Here is a 14991-nt window from a genome sequence, read left to right as displayed (position 1 = left end):
GGGGCGAGGGGGTTGGGGAGCGGCAGCCGCGTCGGTTGCCGCGCCGACAACCTCCCCACATCGACAACAGCAAAAGCTATTTGTTTGCGTTAGCTCAGCATAGCGGGCTAGTGTGACTTAACGCAAAGGGTTTGCTTTTGCCTGTGAGAGGATGATCCATGCCCGCCTTCAGTGACACCACCCCCGCCTGGACGGTGGGCGACCTCACCGTCCGCCGCATCGACGAGGTGGCCTTCCCCGCGCAGACCGGACGCTGGCTGCTGCCCGACGCCACCCCGGAGGTGGTGGCCCAAGCCCCATGGCTCCGGCCGGACTTCGCCGACGACGCCGGAGCCCTCCGCCTGGCCGGTCACAGTTTCGCCGTGGAGGTGCAGGGCCTGCGCATCGTCATCGACACCGGAATCGGCAACGGCAAACCCCGGGCCAACCCCGCCTGGCACGACCTCGACACCGACTACCTCCAGCGGCTGACCGCGGCCGGGTTTGCCCCGGAGGAGGTGGACCTGGTCGTGCTCACCCATCTGCACACCGACCACGTCGGCTGGAACACCCGTGCCGACAAAGGGAGTTGGGTTCCCACCTTCCCCCGCGCCCGCTATCTGACCTCCCGCGCGGAGTGGGACCACTGGGCCGGGGCCGAGATGGACGAGGCCCGTCGCCAGATGTTCCGGGACTCGGTCCACCCGGTCCGCGACGCCGGACTGCTCGACCTCGTCGAGGTCCCGGCCGAGGGCACCGACATCGCCCTCGGCGTGCGTCTGCTGCCCACCCCCGGACACACGCCCGGCCAGGTCGCCGTGGAGCTGCGCAGCGCCGGACAGACGGCCCTGATCACCGGGGACTGCATTCACCACCCGGTCCAGTTGCTGCGCCCCGGCATCGGCAGCTGCGTCGACGTCGATCCCGTACAGGCCGAGCACACCCGCCGCGCCCTGCTCACCTCGCTCGCCGGTACCGACACCCTGCTCCTGGGCAGCCACTTCCCGCCGCCCACGGCAGGACGGGTGATCCCGGAGGGCGACGGCTACCGGCTGTTGTCCGTGGCTCCGGAGTAGCTGCGACCAGCGGCTCCCAGCCCCCAGCCGCCATTTCGCGCCCGACTCCGCCCCTACGGCTCGCAGCCCCAGCCCGCCTCGCCGGCCCCAAGCCCGCACCCCCAACTGGCAGGCGGCAGGCGGCAGGCGGGAGCCCGACCAGCCAACCACCGGCCGCTGCGTGCCCGACCAGTGCACGCGCCCTCGGCCCTCACCGCGACAGGAACTGCTGGCACTGGTACGGCCCGGCACGACCGTCCGCGCCGATGATGGTCACCTGCACCTTGTCCGGACGGGTGTCGTGCAACAGCACCTCGGCCCGGGCGATGGTGCAGACCAGTTGGCCGGTGCTCTGGTCCTGAGGGCCGAAATAGCGGTCCGGGGCGTTGACGGTGACCTTGCCGTGGCGGGAGGTGGCGCTGTACGCCCCGTCCCGGCTGATCAGATTGGCCAGCCCGGCGGCGCGCTCCTCGGAGGTCGGGCCTGCCAACAACAGCTTGAAGGCGTCGTTGAGGTCGTCGATCTTGGCACCGGGCCGGGACACCCCGCGGGGGCCGCTGTCGGAGGCGAAGTAGACCCGCATGCCCTGGGAGATCCCGGAGGGAGCCTTGCCGCCGTCCGTGACGCCGGTGGGGCGGATGCCGCACCCCGTGGCGGCAACGGCGAGCAGACAGCAGACGGCGGCGGGGCGGGGGCGCATCATGAGGCGGAGTCCGTACGGAGGGGGAGGCGGAGGGTGAAGACCGCGCCGACGCCGGGCGCCGGGGGCGCGATCTCGATGGTGCCGCCGTGCAGACGGGCGTTCTCCAGGGCGATGGCCATCCCCAGGCCGCTGCCCTCGGAGCGGGTGCGGGCGCTGTCGGCCTTGTAGAAGCGGTCGAAGACATGGCGGGCGGTCTCGGGGGCCAGCCCCGGGCCGTGGTCGGCGACGGCGAGGGTCAGCCAGTCATCGGCCGCCCGCACGGTGAGGGTCACGGGCGGTGCGCCGTGCCGCAGGGCGTTGCCGACGAGGTTGGCGACGATGACGTCCAGACGGCGGCGGTCGAGCCGCGCCCGTATGCCCGGGGGGAGATCGGCCTCTACCCGGTCGCTCCAGCCGCGGGCAGCCAGCGTGGCGCGCACCGCCTCGGCCAGGTCCAGTTCGTGCACGGTGAGCGCCACGGCCCGGGCGTCGAAGCGGGATATCTCGATGAGGTCGTCGACGAGCCGGGCGAGCTTGGCGGTCTCGGCGCTGACCGTACGGGCGGCGTGTGCGGTGTCCGGGGTGAGTTCGTCGGCGTCCTCCTCCAGGACGCTGGAGACCATGGTCATGGCGGCCAACGGGGTGCGCAGCTCATGGGAGACATCGGCGACGAAGCGCCGGGCCCGGGCCTCCTGTTCGCGCAGCTCGCCGACGCTGTGTTCCAGCGCGCCGGCCGTCTCGTTGAAGGTGTGCGCCAGCTCGGCGAGTTCGTCGCGCCCCTTCTCCTCGACCCGGATGCTCAGCTCGCCGGTGGCCAGCCGGCGGGTGGCGCGCGCCAGTCTGCGGACCGGCCGCAGCGCCGTACGGGCCGCGAACAGGGCGAGTACGGCGGCCAGCAGCACCACGGGCACCAGGCCGCCCTGCACGCTGCGCACCAGCTCGGCGGTGTCGCGTTCCTCCTCCGCCAGGGAGACGACCGCGTAGATCTCGACCCCGGACGGCCCGGCCGAACTGCCGTGCGGGGTCGGTGCGTCGAGGCCGACCGGGGCGCCGAGGACCAGCCAGGGCCGTCCGCCCTGCTCCACCCGCTGGACCGAGACCCGGGAGTGGGTGCGTACGGCCGCGCGGAGTTCGGGGGTGATGCGGGTGCGGTCGGCGGAGGGGTCGGTGACGGCGGTGAGTTCGCGGTACCGGGCGACGACCAGGGAGCCGCGCAGCCCGGACGAGACGTCCTGGGCGAAGCGGGCCATCGCCCGGCGGTCGGTGGGGACGTCGAGCTCCGGCGCGAGCCGCTCGATGCGGTTGCGGAAGTCGTCGACGGCGGCGCTCTGGGCCCGCTTGAGGACGGCCTCGCGCGATTCCCGGTAGGCCAGGCCGGTGGCGGTGACCGCGCTGATCAGGGCGACCACGACGACGGTGACGATGAGCCGGCCGCGCAGACCGCCGATGTGCGGCAGCCGCACCCGGGCCGCCGCCGCGCGGCGCGCACCCGTCGTCGCGGCGAGCTTGGGTGCGGTCCTCGCAGTGGTGGTCATCGCCCGCTCACAGCGGTCCGAAGCGATAGCCGAAGCCGCGCACAGTCTGGATGTAGCGCGGTCTGGCGGGGACGTCCTCCAGCTTGGCGCGCAGCCGGCCCACCGCCGCGTCCACCAGCCGGGAGTCGCCCAGGAAGTCGTGTTCCCAGACGAGTTCGAGGAGTTGTTCGCGGCTGAAGACCCGGCCGGGGGCGGCGGACAGCTCCAGCAGCAGCCGCAGCTCGGTGGGCGGGAGGGGCACGGGGGCGTCGTGCTTGGTGACGGTCAGACCGGCCCGGTCGATGACCAGCCCGGCGAAGTCGTCGCTGTCGGTGCGGGTGGCCGGCCCGGCCCGGCGGAGCGCCGCCCGGATCCGGGCCTCCAGCACCCGGCCGGTGATCGGCTTGATCACGTAATCGTCGGCGCCCGCCTCCAGCCCGCTGACCACGTCCAGATCGTCCCCGCGCGAGGTGAGCATGATGATCGGCAGCTGGCTCCGGGCACGGATGCGCCGGCAGACCTCGAAGCCGTCGATGCCCGGCAGCATCAGATCGACCACCGCGATCTCGATGCCGCCGCCGCGCGGCCGGGACAGCAGCGTCAGCCCTTCCTCGCCGGTGGCGACGGCGTCGACCGCATGGCCGTGCCGGCGCAGCACCAGCTCCATTCCGTCGCGCACGGACGTGTCGTCCTCGACCAGCAGTACATGAGGCATGCGGCCGATTATGTGCGACGTCCGTGCAGCTCAGGAGTTATCCACAGGGCGGGGGTGCGGTCCGGAGGCATTGTTACGTTCCCATCATGCGGCCATGGAAAGACCACCAACTAGCGGCCGGAAATTGGCCGCATGACCCCGCAGACTTTCCCCCGTTCCCGGACCGCGCGCCTCGCGCTGCTGGTGGCCGTGCCCACCCTCGCCCTGACCACCGCCTGCGGTGGCACCCAGTCGTCGGACGCCGGTGTGGCCTCCGTCAGCCACGCGCCCTCGACCGACCGGAACAAGGACGGCTCCGGCTCCGCGAGCTCCGCGGCCCAGGGCAAGAGCGCGTTCTACGACGCGCAGATGAAGTACGTCCAGTGCATGCGCAAGAACGTCGACAAGGACTTCCCCGACCCCAAGCTGAGCGGCTATCTCGACTGGACGAAGATCGACGAACTCCAGGAGAAGCCGGGCAACGAAGAGATCGCCAAGGGCGGTAAGGGCGGTGTCTGCACCGACGACATGCGCAAGGCGATGCAGGAGGAGCCGCGCCGCGACGTCCAGAAGGAATACGAGTCGATGCTCGCGCACGCCAAGTGCATGCGCGCCCACGGCCTTTCGAAGTTCGCCAACCCGCAGCTCCAGGACGGCAATGTCATCCCGGGCGGCGACGCGAACCCCGTCTCGCCCGAGGTGTCCGAGGACTCGCCCGCGTACAAGCAGGCCCGCCAGGCGTGCAAGGGCAAGCTCCTCGACGGACTGGACGGCATGCAGTGAGCCGCACCGCACAGCGCCGCCGGGGGCTGATCGCCCTGCTCGCGGCGGTCACCGCGACCGCGGCGACCGGCGGCGTCATCCTCCTCACCAACAACGGCAAGGACGCCGCGGCCGACGGCGGGCGCGCCAGGGGGCCGGCCCACACGACCGAGATCACCCGCACCGATCTGGTGGTGAGCAAGACCGTCGACGGAGATCTCGACTACGCACAGCGCCGTGCAGTGAAGTCCCCCGTGGAGGGCACGGTCACCAAGGCCGCCCGGCCGGGGCGCACCGTGTCGCTCGGCCAGCCGCTGTACGAGCGGGACGCCCGGCCGGTGGTCCTCCTCTACGGCGCGACCCCGATGTTCCGCGCGATGAAGGCAGGCGACCGCGGCCCGGACGTCCTCCAACTGGAACGCAACCTCCGTGACCTGGGCTTCGGCTCCCGGCTGTATGTGGACGCCCGCTATGACACCGCGACCGAGGCCGCCGTCAAGGCGTGGCAGAAGTCCCTCGGCCGCACGGATGCGAACGGCAAGGTCGGCAAGGGGGACATCGTCTTCCAGCGCGGCCCGGTACGCGTGGTGGCCGCCGACGCCGCCCTCGCCGACGCGGTCGGTCCGTCCGACAAGGTGCTGACGGTCGCCTCCACCAAGCCCGTCGTCCGGGCCTCGCTCGACGCCGCCGACCGGGCGCTGGCCGCCAACGGCACCAAGGTGGAGATCGCTATGCCCAGCGGAGGCACCCGGCGCGGCAAGGTCACCGGCGTGGCCACCCCCGAGAGCACGGACTCCGCCGAGGGCGCGGCCCCCAGCGGTTCCGGTGCGCCGTCCGGAGAGGACGTCGAGGTCGAGATCACGCTCGACGGCAGCGCCAAGCCCCAGCAGAAGGACCAACAGGGCACCCTGAGCGTGAAGTTCGTCAGCGAGAGCCGCAAGGACGTGCTGACGGTTCCGGTCGAGGCGGTCGTCGCGCTGCGCGAGGGCGGCTACGGCCTGGAGGTCGTCCAGGGCGCCACGTCGCACATGGTGCAGGTCGAAACCGGTCTGTCGGCCGACGGCCGGATCGAGGTCAGCGGGGCCGGACTGGCCGAGGGCATGAAGGTCGGAGCGGCCGAGCAATGACCTCAGCAGTGATCGAACTGCGGGCGGCCACGAAGTCGTATCCGGGCGGCGTCCACGCCCTGCGCGGCGTGGACCTGCGGGTGGCGCGGGGCGAACTGCTCGCCATCGTCGGCCCGTCCGGCTCCGGAAAATCCACGCTGCTCAACCTCCTCGGCACCCTCGACCGGGCCACCTCGGGCGAGGTCCGGGTGGCCGGGCACGACGTGAGCCGGCTGTCCGACGCCCAGCTCTCCGCCCTGCGCGCCCGGCACATCGGCTTCGTCTTCCAGCACTTCCATCTCGCCCCCGGCCGCACCGCCCAGGACAACGTCGCCGACGGCCTGCTCTACGGCGGGACGGGGCTGCGCGAGCGCCGCGCGCGGGCCCGTACGGCCCTGGAAGAGGTGGGGCTCGGCCACCGCACCGGCCACCTCGCCCATCAGCTCTCCGGCGGCGAGAAGCAGCGGGTGGCCATCGCCCGTGCGCTGGTCGGCGAGCCCGATCTGCTGCTCGCCGACGAGCCGACCGGCGCACTGGACTCCGCCTCCGGCGCCCGGGTCATGCATCTCCTCCGCGAGCTGCATGCGGCCGGCCGGACCGTCTGCGTCATCACCCACGACCACGACATCGCCGACTCGCTGCCGCGCCGGATCCGTTTCCGGGACGGCGAGATCGTCGACGACTCCGGTGCCGCCACGGCCGCACCCGGCTCCCCTGCGGAGCACACCGAGGAGGTGACTTCATGAGCGGCACCGCGCTGCGGCCGGCCCGGCTCTCCCCGGCCGATGTGCTGCGGGTCGGCGCCGAGGGCCTGCGCAGCCGCCGCACCCGGGTCGTGCTGTCCGCCCTCGGCATCGCGATCGGCATCGCCACGATGGTCGCGGTCGTCGGACTGTCCACCTCCAGCCGTGCCGACCTGCTCGCCCGGCTGGACCGGCTGGGCACCAATCTGCTCACCGCCGAGGCGGGCAAGGACGCCCTCGGCAAGGATGTGAAGCTCCCCAAGAGCGCGGTGGCGATGGTCGAGCGGATCGGCCCGGTCGAGCACGCCACCGCCACCGGCGCGGTCAACGCCCGGGTGCGGCGCAGCGATGTCGTACCGGAGGAGCTGGCGTCGGGGGTCACCGTCCAGGCCGCCCGCCCCGATCTGCTCGCGGCCCTCAACGCCCGTACGAGCCAGGGGAGCTGGCTGAACCGCGCCAGTGAACGGCTGCCCACCGTCGTGCTCGGCTCGGTGGCCGCCGACCGCCTCGGGGTGACGGCGCCCGGCGCCAAGATCCTGCTCAACGACCGGTGGTACGTCGTCACCGGCATCCTCGCCCCCGTCGAGCTGGTGCCGACCCTGGACCGCGTCGCGATGGTCGGATACCCGTCCGCCGAGCGGTACTTGGGCTTCGACGGCCATCCGACCATGCTCTTCGAGCGCTCCACGGACGCCTCGGTGGAGGCGGTCCAGGGGGTCCTGGCCCGTACGGTCAATCCGGGCGACGAGGGTGGGGTGAAGGTCTCGCGGCCCTCCGACGCGCTGGCGGCCAAGGCCGCCACCGACAAGGGGCTGACCACGCTGATGCTGGGGCTGGGCGCGGTGGCGCTGCTCGTCGGCGGGGTGGGCGTGGCCAACACCATGGTGATCTCGGTGCTGGAGCGCCGCCAGGAGATCGGACTGCGCCGCGCCCTCGGCGCGACCCGAGCCTCGATCCGGCTCCAGTTCCTCACCGAGTCCCTGTTGTTGTCGGCGCTCGGCGGGCTGGTCGGCGCGGCCCTCGGCGCCGCCGCCACGGTCGCCTTCGCCCATGCCCAGGGGTGGACCGCGGTCGTACCGCCCTGGTCCCTGGCGGGCGGACTCGGTGCCACCTTGCTGATCGGCGTCGTCGCCGGCCTGTATCCGGCCGTCCGCGCCTCCCGGCTGCATCCGACGGTGGCGCTCAGCGCGACTTGACCACCGCCGACGCACTCCGCGGCGCTGCTCACGACCCCCGTCAGCGGCGCCGCGGAGGGCTTCGCCGGGGCGCCGGGGCCGCGCGAGCGACCGGCCCGGCGCCCTTGACGGTACGCAGCACGGGCGCGGTCTCCAGGGTGTGGATCGCGTCCAGGGCGCCGAGGCGGTGGGTCAGGTAGTGGTGCAGGGCCGCCGGGTCGGGGCACAGGGCGTGCGCGACCACATTGGTGCGGCCCGTGGTGGCGGCGACGAAGGCCAGCGTGTCGTGTTGGGCCAGCGTCGTGGCGACCTCCTCCAGGTGCGCGGGCGTGACGGTCATCCACAACAGCGCCTGGGTGGTGGCGCCGAACAGCGCATCATCGAATTCGACGTCGAAGAAGAGCGCACCGCCGGCCCGCAGCGCGGCCAGCCGGCGGGCGACGGTGGCCGGCGACCAGCCGGTGGCCGCGGCCAACTCGGCCTGGCCGGCCCGCCCGTCGGCCTGCAGCGCGGCCAGCAGCGCACCGTCGGCCTCGGCCGGCGGCGGCCCGCCGGCAGTCCGCGGAGTGCTCATCGCCCCCTCGTGGGACGCGAGTTGGCGCCGCTGCCGGTCGTCGAGGACGGTGGTGCGTCCGCGCCAGGCGGTGGGCCCGCCGAGGTAGGTGTGCAGCAGACAGTGCGCGGAGACCGCGGTGATGCCCGCCGTACGGGGAATGTCGTGCAGCAGCAGTCCGTGCCCGTCCGCGCCGCCGGCCGGGGTGTCCACGATCGCGATGATCTCGGTGCCGCCGGAGGCGAGTTTCACCCACGAGGTGTCCGCGCGCCGGGCCAGTGCACCGGCGAGGTCCTGGGCGCTGTGCGGGGCGGCGGTGAGCCGGACCAGCCACTGCGCCCGGCCCGCGCGGTGCGGATCGGCGAGCCCGACGACCCGCAGCCCGGCCTCGGCACGCAGCCGCCGGTAGCGGCGGGCCACGGTCTGCGTCGAGACACCGAGCACGGCGGCGATCCGGCTGAACGGCGCCCGGCCGTCGAGGTGCAGCGCATGGATCAGACCGCGGTCGACGTCATCGAGCACGAACCCCTCCTTCGCAGCGCCCTGACACGGACAGATTCTTCACCATCGCCCTTCTCATGGAGAACATCGGCGATCACGGCTCCGCAGGTGGAACACCGACGGTAGGGGCCCGCACGCTCGCGGTGAACACCCCACTCCTCGCCCATGCGCACACCGGTGCCCGTCGCCGGGAGAGCGCTGAAGGGAACCGCCATGCCGAAGAACCTGCCGTCGCCGCCCCCGTCCCCACCGCCCGCGCCCGCGTCCCCACCGCCTGTGGCCCCGCCCGCGCCGTATCCCCGCAGGTGGGCCGCGCTGGCGACGCTGCTGACCGCCGAGGCGATGAACCTCCTCGACTCCACGGTCACCACCGTCATCGCGCCCGTCATCCATACCGACCTCGGCGGGCCCGCCCGTGACCTCCCGTGGTTCGGCGCCGCCTACACCCTGCCGTTCGCCGTCCTGCTGATCACCGGCGGGCGGCTCGGCGACATCGCCGGGCGCAGGCGGGTCTTCCGGCTCGGGGTCGCCGGGTTCGCGCTCGCCTCACTGCTCTGCGCCCTGGCCCCGTCGGCCGGGCTGCTGATCGCCGCACGAGCCGCCCAGGGTGCCGCGGCCGCCCTCGTCATCCCCCAGACCATCGGCCTGATCCGCAGCATGTTCCACGGCGCGGAACTGCCCAGGGCGCTGGGCAGCATCGGCCCGGTCATGGGGCTGGCGGCCGTCTGCGGCCCCGTCCTCGGCGGGGCGTTGGCGCACGCCGATGTGCTCGGCTCCTCCTGGCGGGCGGCGTTCCTCATCAACCTCCCCCTGGCTCTCGGCGTCCTGGTGACGGCCCGGTTCCTGCCCGAGGACCGGTCCGCCCGGCGGCCGCGCCTCGACCTCACCGGCACCGCCCTGGCGGTCTGCGGCACCGGGCTGATCGTCCAGCCGCTCATCGAGAGCGGTGCGGCCACGGGATCGCCCGGGACGTGGGGCACCCTCGCCGCGGGCCTGCTGGTCCTGGCCGGATTCGGGCTCCACCAGCGCCGCCGCTCCCGGCGCGGCCGCAGTGTGCTCGTCGAGACCGGACTCTTCCGCGACCGCGGCTTTCCCGCCGCGCTGGCCGCTTCGGTGCTGTTCTTCGCGGTGGTCAACGGCCTGCTGACGGTGGTCGTGCTGCAACTCCAACTCGGGCCGCACACCGATGTTCTGGCCGCCGGTCTCTCGCTGCTGCCGTGGTCGGCCGCCATGGCGGTCTCCTCCTGGATCGCGGGCAGCCGGCTGGTGCCCCGATACGGCTCGCGGGTGATGTTCGCCGGGCTGGCCGCCCTGCTCCTCGGCGCCCTGGCCGCCCTCGCTGCTTACGGCACCGTCCCCGCGGCCTCGTATCCGTGGCCTCTCCTGGTGGCGCTGGCGGCCTGCGGCCTGGGGCAGGGCCTGTTCGCGGTCCCGTTCTTCACCACCGCCCTGCACCGGGTCCGGCCGCACGAGACCGGCTCGGCGGCCGGCCTGCTCAACGCCGCCCAGCAACTGGGCGGCACCCTCGGCATCGCCCTGCTCGGCGCCGTCTTCCTGCACACCGCGGCCGCCGCCCCGCCGGCCCCGGCCGTCGCCGTACTGGACGGCGCCCGGCACGCCTTCTGGGCCGCCGTCGCCCTCCTCACCGCCACCGGCCTCGCCGCGGCCGTCCTGCATGCCGCGGCCCGTACGCCGCGGGTGCTGGAGCGTACGCCGCGGCCTGCGGCCGGAGCGGGCGGCACGGCATCCGGAGAGTAACCGCCCAGCACCCTTTGTGATGTTTGAGAAGAATATTGGCGTATGTCTGAATTTTCACGCAAATCAGCTTGTTGGAGACAGGTGAGCGTCGTAGCTTGGGAGTTGTCGTCACCGGTAACGGTTCGACAACAAGGAACAAAGTCCTAGGAGGCGAGAATGAGCTTCCGGAATGTCTTCCCTAGAAGGCGTCACCGCGACCACGACCACGACCACGATCATGACCACCACAACCGCCGGCGTCGCCGGAGGCGTGGACGCAGGTATCTGCGCAGGCGTCGTGGCTACGACTACTGACTCAAAAACCTGAGTCCGAGGCTGGCTCGCGTACCGCGCGGGTCCGCCTCGTTGGTTTGCCGGGCCCCTCCCGGTCCCGGCAAATCGCCCGAGCACCGACGATGTGAGTAGCGCCCATGCACCTCCGCAGCTCGCGCCGGCGCGCGGAGCGCCGTGCAGCGTCGCCTCAACAAGGCGCGGAAGCACCGCCCGTTGGACGGGGTTCGTCCTTGTCGAGGGAGCCCGTCGCCGCCTCCCCACTCTCTGCGGCAGGCCCACGGCGCACAGCCCAGCCGCCTCTGGACACCGGTAGGGACCGGGTCCTTCGGGCGGGCCTGGTGGCCGATGCCCCGATCCGTACGAGGCGGGTGGGGTTCAAGGAATCGGTGCGGCGCTTCTGGCCGCTGACCCGCGGCGACCGGCGCTGGATCGTCCTCGTCTGTCTCTGTGCCATCGTCGCCGCGCTCGCGGAGACGGTGGCCATCCTGGTCTTCGCCGAACTCACCGACAACGCTCTGCAGAAGGGCTCGGTCAGCGCCTTCTGGGCACCGGCCGCCCTGTGGCTGGGTGTGGCCGTCGCCGGCGGGGTGGTGGGGTATCTGGGCAACTCGCTCGCCGCCTGGACGGCCGAGCGCTTCGTGATGCGGCTGCGGGCCCGGGTCTTCGCCCATCTCCAAGAGCTGCCGCCGCACTTCTTCCAGCGCAATCGCCGCGGTGACCTGGTCGAGCGGCTGACCGGCGACGTGGACGCCATCGAGCAGCTGGTGGTCAGCGGTCTGGTCCAGGCGGCCACGGCCACCTTCGGCGTCATCTTCTACGCCGGCGCCGCGTTCTGGCTGCGCTGGGACATGGCCCTGGTCACCTTCGCCCTGGCCCCGCTCTTCTGGATCGCCACGCGCCGTTTCACCGGCCGGGTCAAGGAGGTGTCCCGCCGGGAGCGCGCGGCGGACGGCGCCATCACCTCGGTGGTCGAGGAAGGTCTGGTCAATGTCGTCCTGACGCAGGCCTACAACCGGCAGCACGACGAGCAGGAGCGGTTGCGCCGCGAGGCCCGCAGCTGGCTGCGGGCGTCGGTGACCAGCGCCCGCCTCAACGAGCTGTACGAGCAGATCGTCGAGGTCCTCGAAACGCTCTGCGTCCTGGCGATCATCGGCCTGGGGGCGTGGGAGATCTCCGCGGGGCGGATGACGCTCGGGCAGCTGCTGGCCTTCGCCGCCTTCGTCGGCTATCTCTACCCGCCGATCCGCGACCTCGGCCAGCTCGGGCTGACGGTCACCGAAGCGACCGCCGGATCCGAGCGGCTGCTGGAGATCCTCGACGCCCGGCCCGCCGTCACCGACCCGGACCCCGCCGTCACCGTCGCCGCGCCGAGCCGCGCGATCGGCGCGGTCGAAGCGTGCCGGGTGCACTTCCACTATCCCGGCACTACGGAGGAGGTCCTGAAGGACTTCTCGTTCAGCGCGGTACCCGGGGAACTGGTCGTCATCACCGGCCCCAGCGGAGCGGGCAAGTCGACGCTCGCCGCCCTGCTGCTGCGGTTCTACGACCCGGACGCCGGCAGCATCCGGCTCGACGGCATCCCCGTGAACCGGCTGCCGCTGGACCGGCTCCGCCGCAACATCACGCTGCTGCCCCAGGAGACCCTCGTCCTGCACGACACCGTGGAGGAGAACATCGCCTGCGGGCGCGACAACGTGACCCACGGTGATGTCGTCCGCGCCGCCCGGGCGGCCGACGCCGAGGTGTTCATCGCCGCCCTCCCCGACGGCTACGACACCGTCATCGCGCCCGGCACCTCCCGGCTCTCCGGCGGTCAACTACAGCGCGTCGCGATCGCCCGGGCCATGCTGCGCGACGCCCCGGTGCTCATCCTCGACGAGCCCACCACCGGCCTGGACACGTTGGCCACCCAACGCATCCTCGGGCCACTACGGCGCCTCGCCGCGGGCCGCACCACCATCGTGATCACGCACGATCTGGACCTCGCCGCGGACGCCGACCGCATCCTGGTCCTGGACCGGGGACGCCTGATGGAGTCCGGCACCCACGCCCAACTCCTCGCCCACCGCGGCTTGTACGCCACGCTGTTCCACACCCACCCGCCGTCCCACAACGGCGCAGTCCACACCTCACCCCCCGTGCGCCCGGTCGCCGACGGCGACCGCCGGCCGCGGTGACGTCCGCGGGCCCCCAGCAGACAGCCGCCGCCACAGACGACGCGTACGCCGCCACGTGCAGGGCACCCGCCCCCCTCACCTGCAGTACACGGAGTGACACACAGCGCGTCGGTCCCGTCAGGCCCGCCTCCCGGCCCCAAGATGGTGGCGTGAACCAGGAGCGCGCGTGACGAGGCCGGCCGCGGCCGGGAATGCCGGCGCCGCTGGAACCCGCCACCTCCGCCGGGCGGTCGGGTTCTGGGGGCTGATGTTCATCTCCCTGGGCTCGATCATCGGCTCCGGCTGGCTGCTGGGCGCCCTCACCACCGCCGTCATCGCCGGCCCGGCCTCCCTGATCTCCTGGGTGCTCGCCTCGGCGATGCTCGCCGTGCTCGCGCTGGCCCACGCGGAGCTGGGCGCCACCTACCCGATCGCTGGTGGCACCGCCCGCTTCCCCTTCTTCGCCTTCGGCCCCCTGGTGGGCTTCACGGCGGGCTGGATGTCCTGGCTGCGGTCGGTCCTGATCGCGCCGATCGAGGTCGAGGCCACCCTCTCGTACCTGGACCGCATCGGCTGGGTCCGCGACCGGGTGCACCTGCTGCACCCCAACGGCACCCTCACCGCCGCGGGCCTGGTCATCGGGACCTTCTTCATGCTGCTCTTCACGCTCATCAACGTCCTCGGCGTACGGCTGCTGGCCGGGATCAACTCGGTCACCGCCGTGGTGAAAACGGCGGTGCCGCTGCTGACCGTCGTGGTGCTGATGACGCTGGCCTTCCACGGATCGAACTTCACCGCGGGCGGCGGCTTCGCACCGCACGGGGCGCACGGCGTTTTCGCGGCGCTGCCTGCCGGAGTGGTGTTCGCGCTGCTGGGCTTCGAGCAGGCCATCCAGCTGGCCGGTGAGGCGCGCGATCCCCAGCGTGACGTCTCCCGGGCGGTGATCGTGGCCATGGCGATCGGCACCGCGCTCTATCTCCTGCTGCAGGTCGCCTTCATCGCCGCCCTGGACCCCACAGCCCTCACCCACAGCTGGGACAACCCGGTGGGCAAGGGCAACTTCGGCCCCTACGCCACCCTCGCCACCGCCGTCGGGGCCGGCTGGCTGGCGACCATCCTCTACGTCGACGCCGTGATCTCCCCGGCCGGCACCGGCCTGGTCTACATGGCCGGTGCCGCCCGTCTCTCGTACGCCATGGGACGCGAGCGGGTGCTGCCCAGACCCCTCAGCCAGGTCGGCCGCAGCCGCGTGCCCGTCGTCTCGATCCTCCTCGCGTTCGTGGTCGGCGAGCTCGCCTTCCTGCCGTTCCCCAGCTGGCAGGCCCTGGTCGGCCTGGTCACCTCGGCAGCGGCGATCATGTACGCGTTCGCGCCGGTGTCCCTGCACGCCCTGCGCGTACGCGACGCCGGCCGCAACCGCCCCTACCGGCTGCCCCGCGGGACGGCCATGGCCCCCGCAGGATTCGTCTTCGCCAACTTGATCTTCTACTGGTCCGGTTACGAGGCGGACTGGAAACTCGGCACCGCCGCCCTGCTCGGCTTCGTCGTCTTCGCGCTCACCCGCCGCGGCATCCCGGCGGCCGAACGCAGCGTCCTGCGCGGCAGATCGGCCGCCTGGGTCTGGCCCTGGCTGGGCGGCATGGTCCTCATCGGCCGCTTCGGCCGCTACGGCGGCACCCGCGCCCTCCCCGCCTGGTGGGACCTGGTCATCGTGATCGTCTTCAGCCTCGTCATCCACTACACCGCCGTGCACCTCGCCATGCCCCCCGAGGCGGTGGACGAAGCCGTCGAACACGAGGAGGAGGGCGAGTCGGTACCGCCACCGGCCGCCGCCTCCGGCCGCTGAGGACGACTGCGGGGGTGGCGCGGCCGCGCGCAAGGACTCGGCTGTCTCCTGGTCCGTACGGACGGGGCCGACCGTCGTCTCATTCGTGACGATCCCGGGGAGAGTCGACGGCCGTCCGGAACCCCTTCGTGAATAAGGGCTCATTCGTTCGATCAATACTGGGCGGCTCAGGGAAGTAACCAGCCAGATGACTC

The 14991-nt window shown here is 72.5% G+C and carries 13 protein-coding genes; 9 read left to right on the top strand and 4 right to left on the bottom strand.

The window, feature by feature from the left end:
* The first annotated feature begins 158 nt into the window (after positions 1 to 158).
* Positions 159 to 1055 carry an MBL fold metallo-hydrolase gene (locus tag CPH93_RS15770; RefSeq protein WP_096213220.1) on the top strand — a complete coding sequence of 299 codons (897 nt, stop codon included), beginning with the start codon at positions 159 to 161 and terminating at the stop codon, positions 1053 to 1055.
* Positions 1056 to 1245: 190 nt separating this feature from the next.
* Here the strand turns inward: CPH93_RS15770 and CPH93_RS15765 are convergent, their stop codons facing one another.
* Genes CPH93_RS15765 through CPH93_RS15755 form a run of 3 tightly spaced genes read right to left on the bottom strand, consistent with a single transcriptional unit; the run spans position 1246 to position 3945 of the window.
* Complete coding sequence (locus tag CPH93_RS15765; RefSeq protein WP_096213219.1) at positions 1246 to 1737, bottom strand: GerMN domain-containing protein; 492 nt, start codon at positions 1735 to 1737, stop codon at positions 1246 to 1248.
* Positions 1734 to 3251 (bottom strand): sensor histidine kinase, encoded by a 1518-nt coding sequence (locus CPH93_RS15760; RefSeq protein WP_096213218.1) that lies wholly within the window; start codon positions 3249 to 3251, stop codon positions 1734 to 1736. Before CPH93_RS15760 ends, CPH93_RS15765 begins: the two co-directional genes overlap by 4 nt.
* A gap of 7 nt (positions 3252 to 3258) precedes the next feature.
* The gene (locus CPH93_RS15755) at positions 3259 to 3945 is read right to left on the bottom strand and encodes a response regulator transcription factor (protein ID WP_093484337.1); all 687 of its coding nucleotides are present in this window, start codon (positions 3943 to 3945) and stop codon (positions 3259 to 3261) included.
* A 132-nt stretch (positions 3946 to 4077) separates the two neighbouring features.
* On the opposite strand from CPH93_RS15755, the gene CPH93_RS15750 reads away from it, so the two are divergent.
* The 4 genes from CPH93_RS15750 to CPH93_RS15735 are packed head-to-tail and all read left to right on the top strand — an operon-like array spanning position 4078 to position 7731.
* Positions 4078 to 4707 carry a hypothetical protein gene (locus CPH93_RS15750; protein ID WP_096213217.1) on the top strand — a complete coding sequence of 210 codons (630 nt, stop codon included), beginning with the start codon at positions 4078 to 4080 and terminating at the stop codon, positions 4705 to 4707.
* Positions 4704 to 5813, top strand: coding sequence for a peptidoglycan-binding protein (locus CPH93_RS15745; RefSeq protein ID WP_096213216.1), 1110 nt, complete (start codon positions 4704 to 4706; stop codon positions 5811 to 5813). The genes CPH93_RS15750 and CPH93_RS15745 overlap by 4 nt, the downstream gene beginning before the upstream one ends.
* On the top strand, positions 5810 to 6538 hold the full coding sequence (locus CPH93_RS15740) for an ABC transporter ATP-binding protein (protein ID WP_096213215.1): 729 nt from the start codon (positions 5810 to 5812) through the stop codon (positions 6536 to 6538). Before CPH93_RS15745 ends, CPH93_RS15740 begins: the two co-directional genes overlap by 4 nt.
* The gene (locus CPH93_RS15735; protein WP_096213214.1) at positions 6535 to 7731 is read left to right on the top strand and encodes an ABC transporter permease; all 1197 of its coding nucleotides are present in this window, start codon (positions 6535 to 6537) and stop codon (positions 7729 to 7731) included. Before CPH93_RS15740 ends, CPH93_RS15735 begins: the two co-directional genes overlap by 4 nt.
* Before the next feature lie 40 nt (positions 7732 to 7771).
* On the opposite strand, the gene CPH93_RS15730 is transcribed toward CPH93_RS15735, so the two are convergent.
* Positions 7772 to 8785, bottom strand: coding sequence for an Lrp/AsnC family transcriptional regulator (locus CPH93_RS15730; protein ID WP_093484342.1), 1014 nt, complete (start codon positions 8783 to 8785; stop codon positions 7772 to 7774).
* Between the two features lie 192 nt (positions 8786 to 8977).
* Here CPH93_RS15730 and CPH93_RS15725 point away from each other — a divergent pair, with 192 nt between their 5' ends.
* The 4 genes from CPH93_RS15725 to CPH93_RS15715 all read left to right on the top strand — a co-directional run bounded on the left by CPH93_RS15725 (position 8978) and on the right by CPH93_RS15715 (position 14797).
* On the top strand, positions 8978 to 10522 hold the full coding sequence (locus CPH93_RS15725) for an MFS transporter (RefSeq protein ID WP_096213213.1): 1545 nt from the start codon (positions 8978 to 8980) through the stop codon (positions 10520 to 10522).
* A gap of 156 nt (positions 10523 to 10678) precedes the next feature.
* Positions 10679 to 10816 carry a hypothetical protein gene (locus tag CPH93_RS35785; protein WP_159395005.1) on the top strand — a complete coding sequence of 46 codons (138 nt, stop codon included), beginning with the start codon at positions 10679 to 10681 and terminating at the stop codon, positions 10814 to 10816.
* A 317-nt stretch (positions 10817 to 11133) separates the two neighbouring features.
* Complete coding sequence (locus CPH93_RS15720) at positions 11134 to 12972, top strand: ABC transporter ATP-binding protein (protein ID WP_231977359.1); 1839 nt, start codon at positions 11134 to 11136, stop codon at positions 12970 to 12972.
* A gap of 166 nt (positions 12973 to 13138) precedes the next feature.
* Positions 13139 to 14797: an APC family permease gene (locus tag CPH93_RS15715; RefSeq protein ID WP_096213211.1), complete on the top strand. Its 1659-nt coding sequence runs from the start codon at positions 13139 to 13141 to the stop codon at positions 14795 to 14797.
* Positions 14798 to 14991 lie beyond the last annotated feature (194 nt).

Origin of the sequence: Streptomyces sp. 2323.1, from assembly GCF_900221035.1 — a bacterium.
GTDB lineage: Bacteria > Actinomycetota > Actinomycetes > Streptomycetales > Streptomycetaceae > Streptomyces > Streptomyces sioyaensis.
This window is presented reverse-complemented; position numbering and strand designations above follow the sequence as displayed.

What these genes read in the sequence shown, in the direction of transcription:
- CPH93_RS15770 (WP_096213220.1), top strand. Translation starts at nt 159, where the DNA reads ATGCCCGCCTTCAGTGACACCACCCCCGCCTGGACGGTGGGCGACCTC.
- CPH93_RS15760 (WP_096213218.1), bottom strand. Translation starts at nt 3,251, where the DNA reads ATGACCACCACTGCGAGGACCGCACCCAAGCTCGCCGCGACGACGGGT.
- CPH93_RS15735 (WP_096213214.1), top strand. Translation starts at nt 6,535, where the DNA reads ATGAGCGGCACCGCGCTGCGGCCGGCCCGGCTCTCCCCGGCCGATGTG.
- CPH93_RS15755 (WP_093484337.1), bottom strand. Translation starts at nt 3,945, where the DNA reads ATGCCTCATGTACTGCTGGTCGAGGACGACACGTCCGTGCGCGACGGA.
- CPH93_RS35785 (WP_159395005.1), top strand. Translation starts at nt 10,679, where the DNA reads ATGAGCTTCCGGAATGTCTTCCCTAGAAGGCGTCACCGCGACCACGAC.
- CPH93_RS15740 (WP_096213215.1), top strand. Translation starts at nt 5,810, where the DNA reads ATGACCTCAGCAGTGATCGAACTGCGGGCGGCCACGAAGTCGTATCCG.
- CPH93_RS15750 (WP_096213217.1), top strand. Translation starts at nt 4,078, where the DNA reads ATGACCCCGCAGACTTTCCCCCGTTCCCGGACCGCGCGCCTCGCGCTG.
- CPH93_RS15725 (WP_096213213.1), top strand. Translation starts at nt 8,978, where the DNA reads ATGCCGAAGAACCTGCCGTCGCCGCCCCCGTCCCCACCGCCCGCGCCC.
- CPH93_RS15765 (WP_096213219.1), bottom strand. Translation starts at nt 1,737, where the DNA reads ATGATGCGCCCCCGCCCCGCCGCCGTCTGCTGTCTGCTCGCCGTTGCC.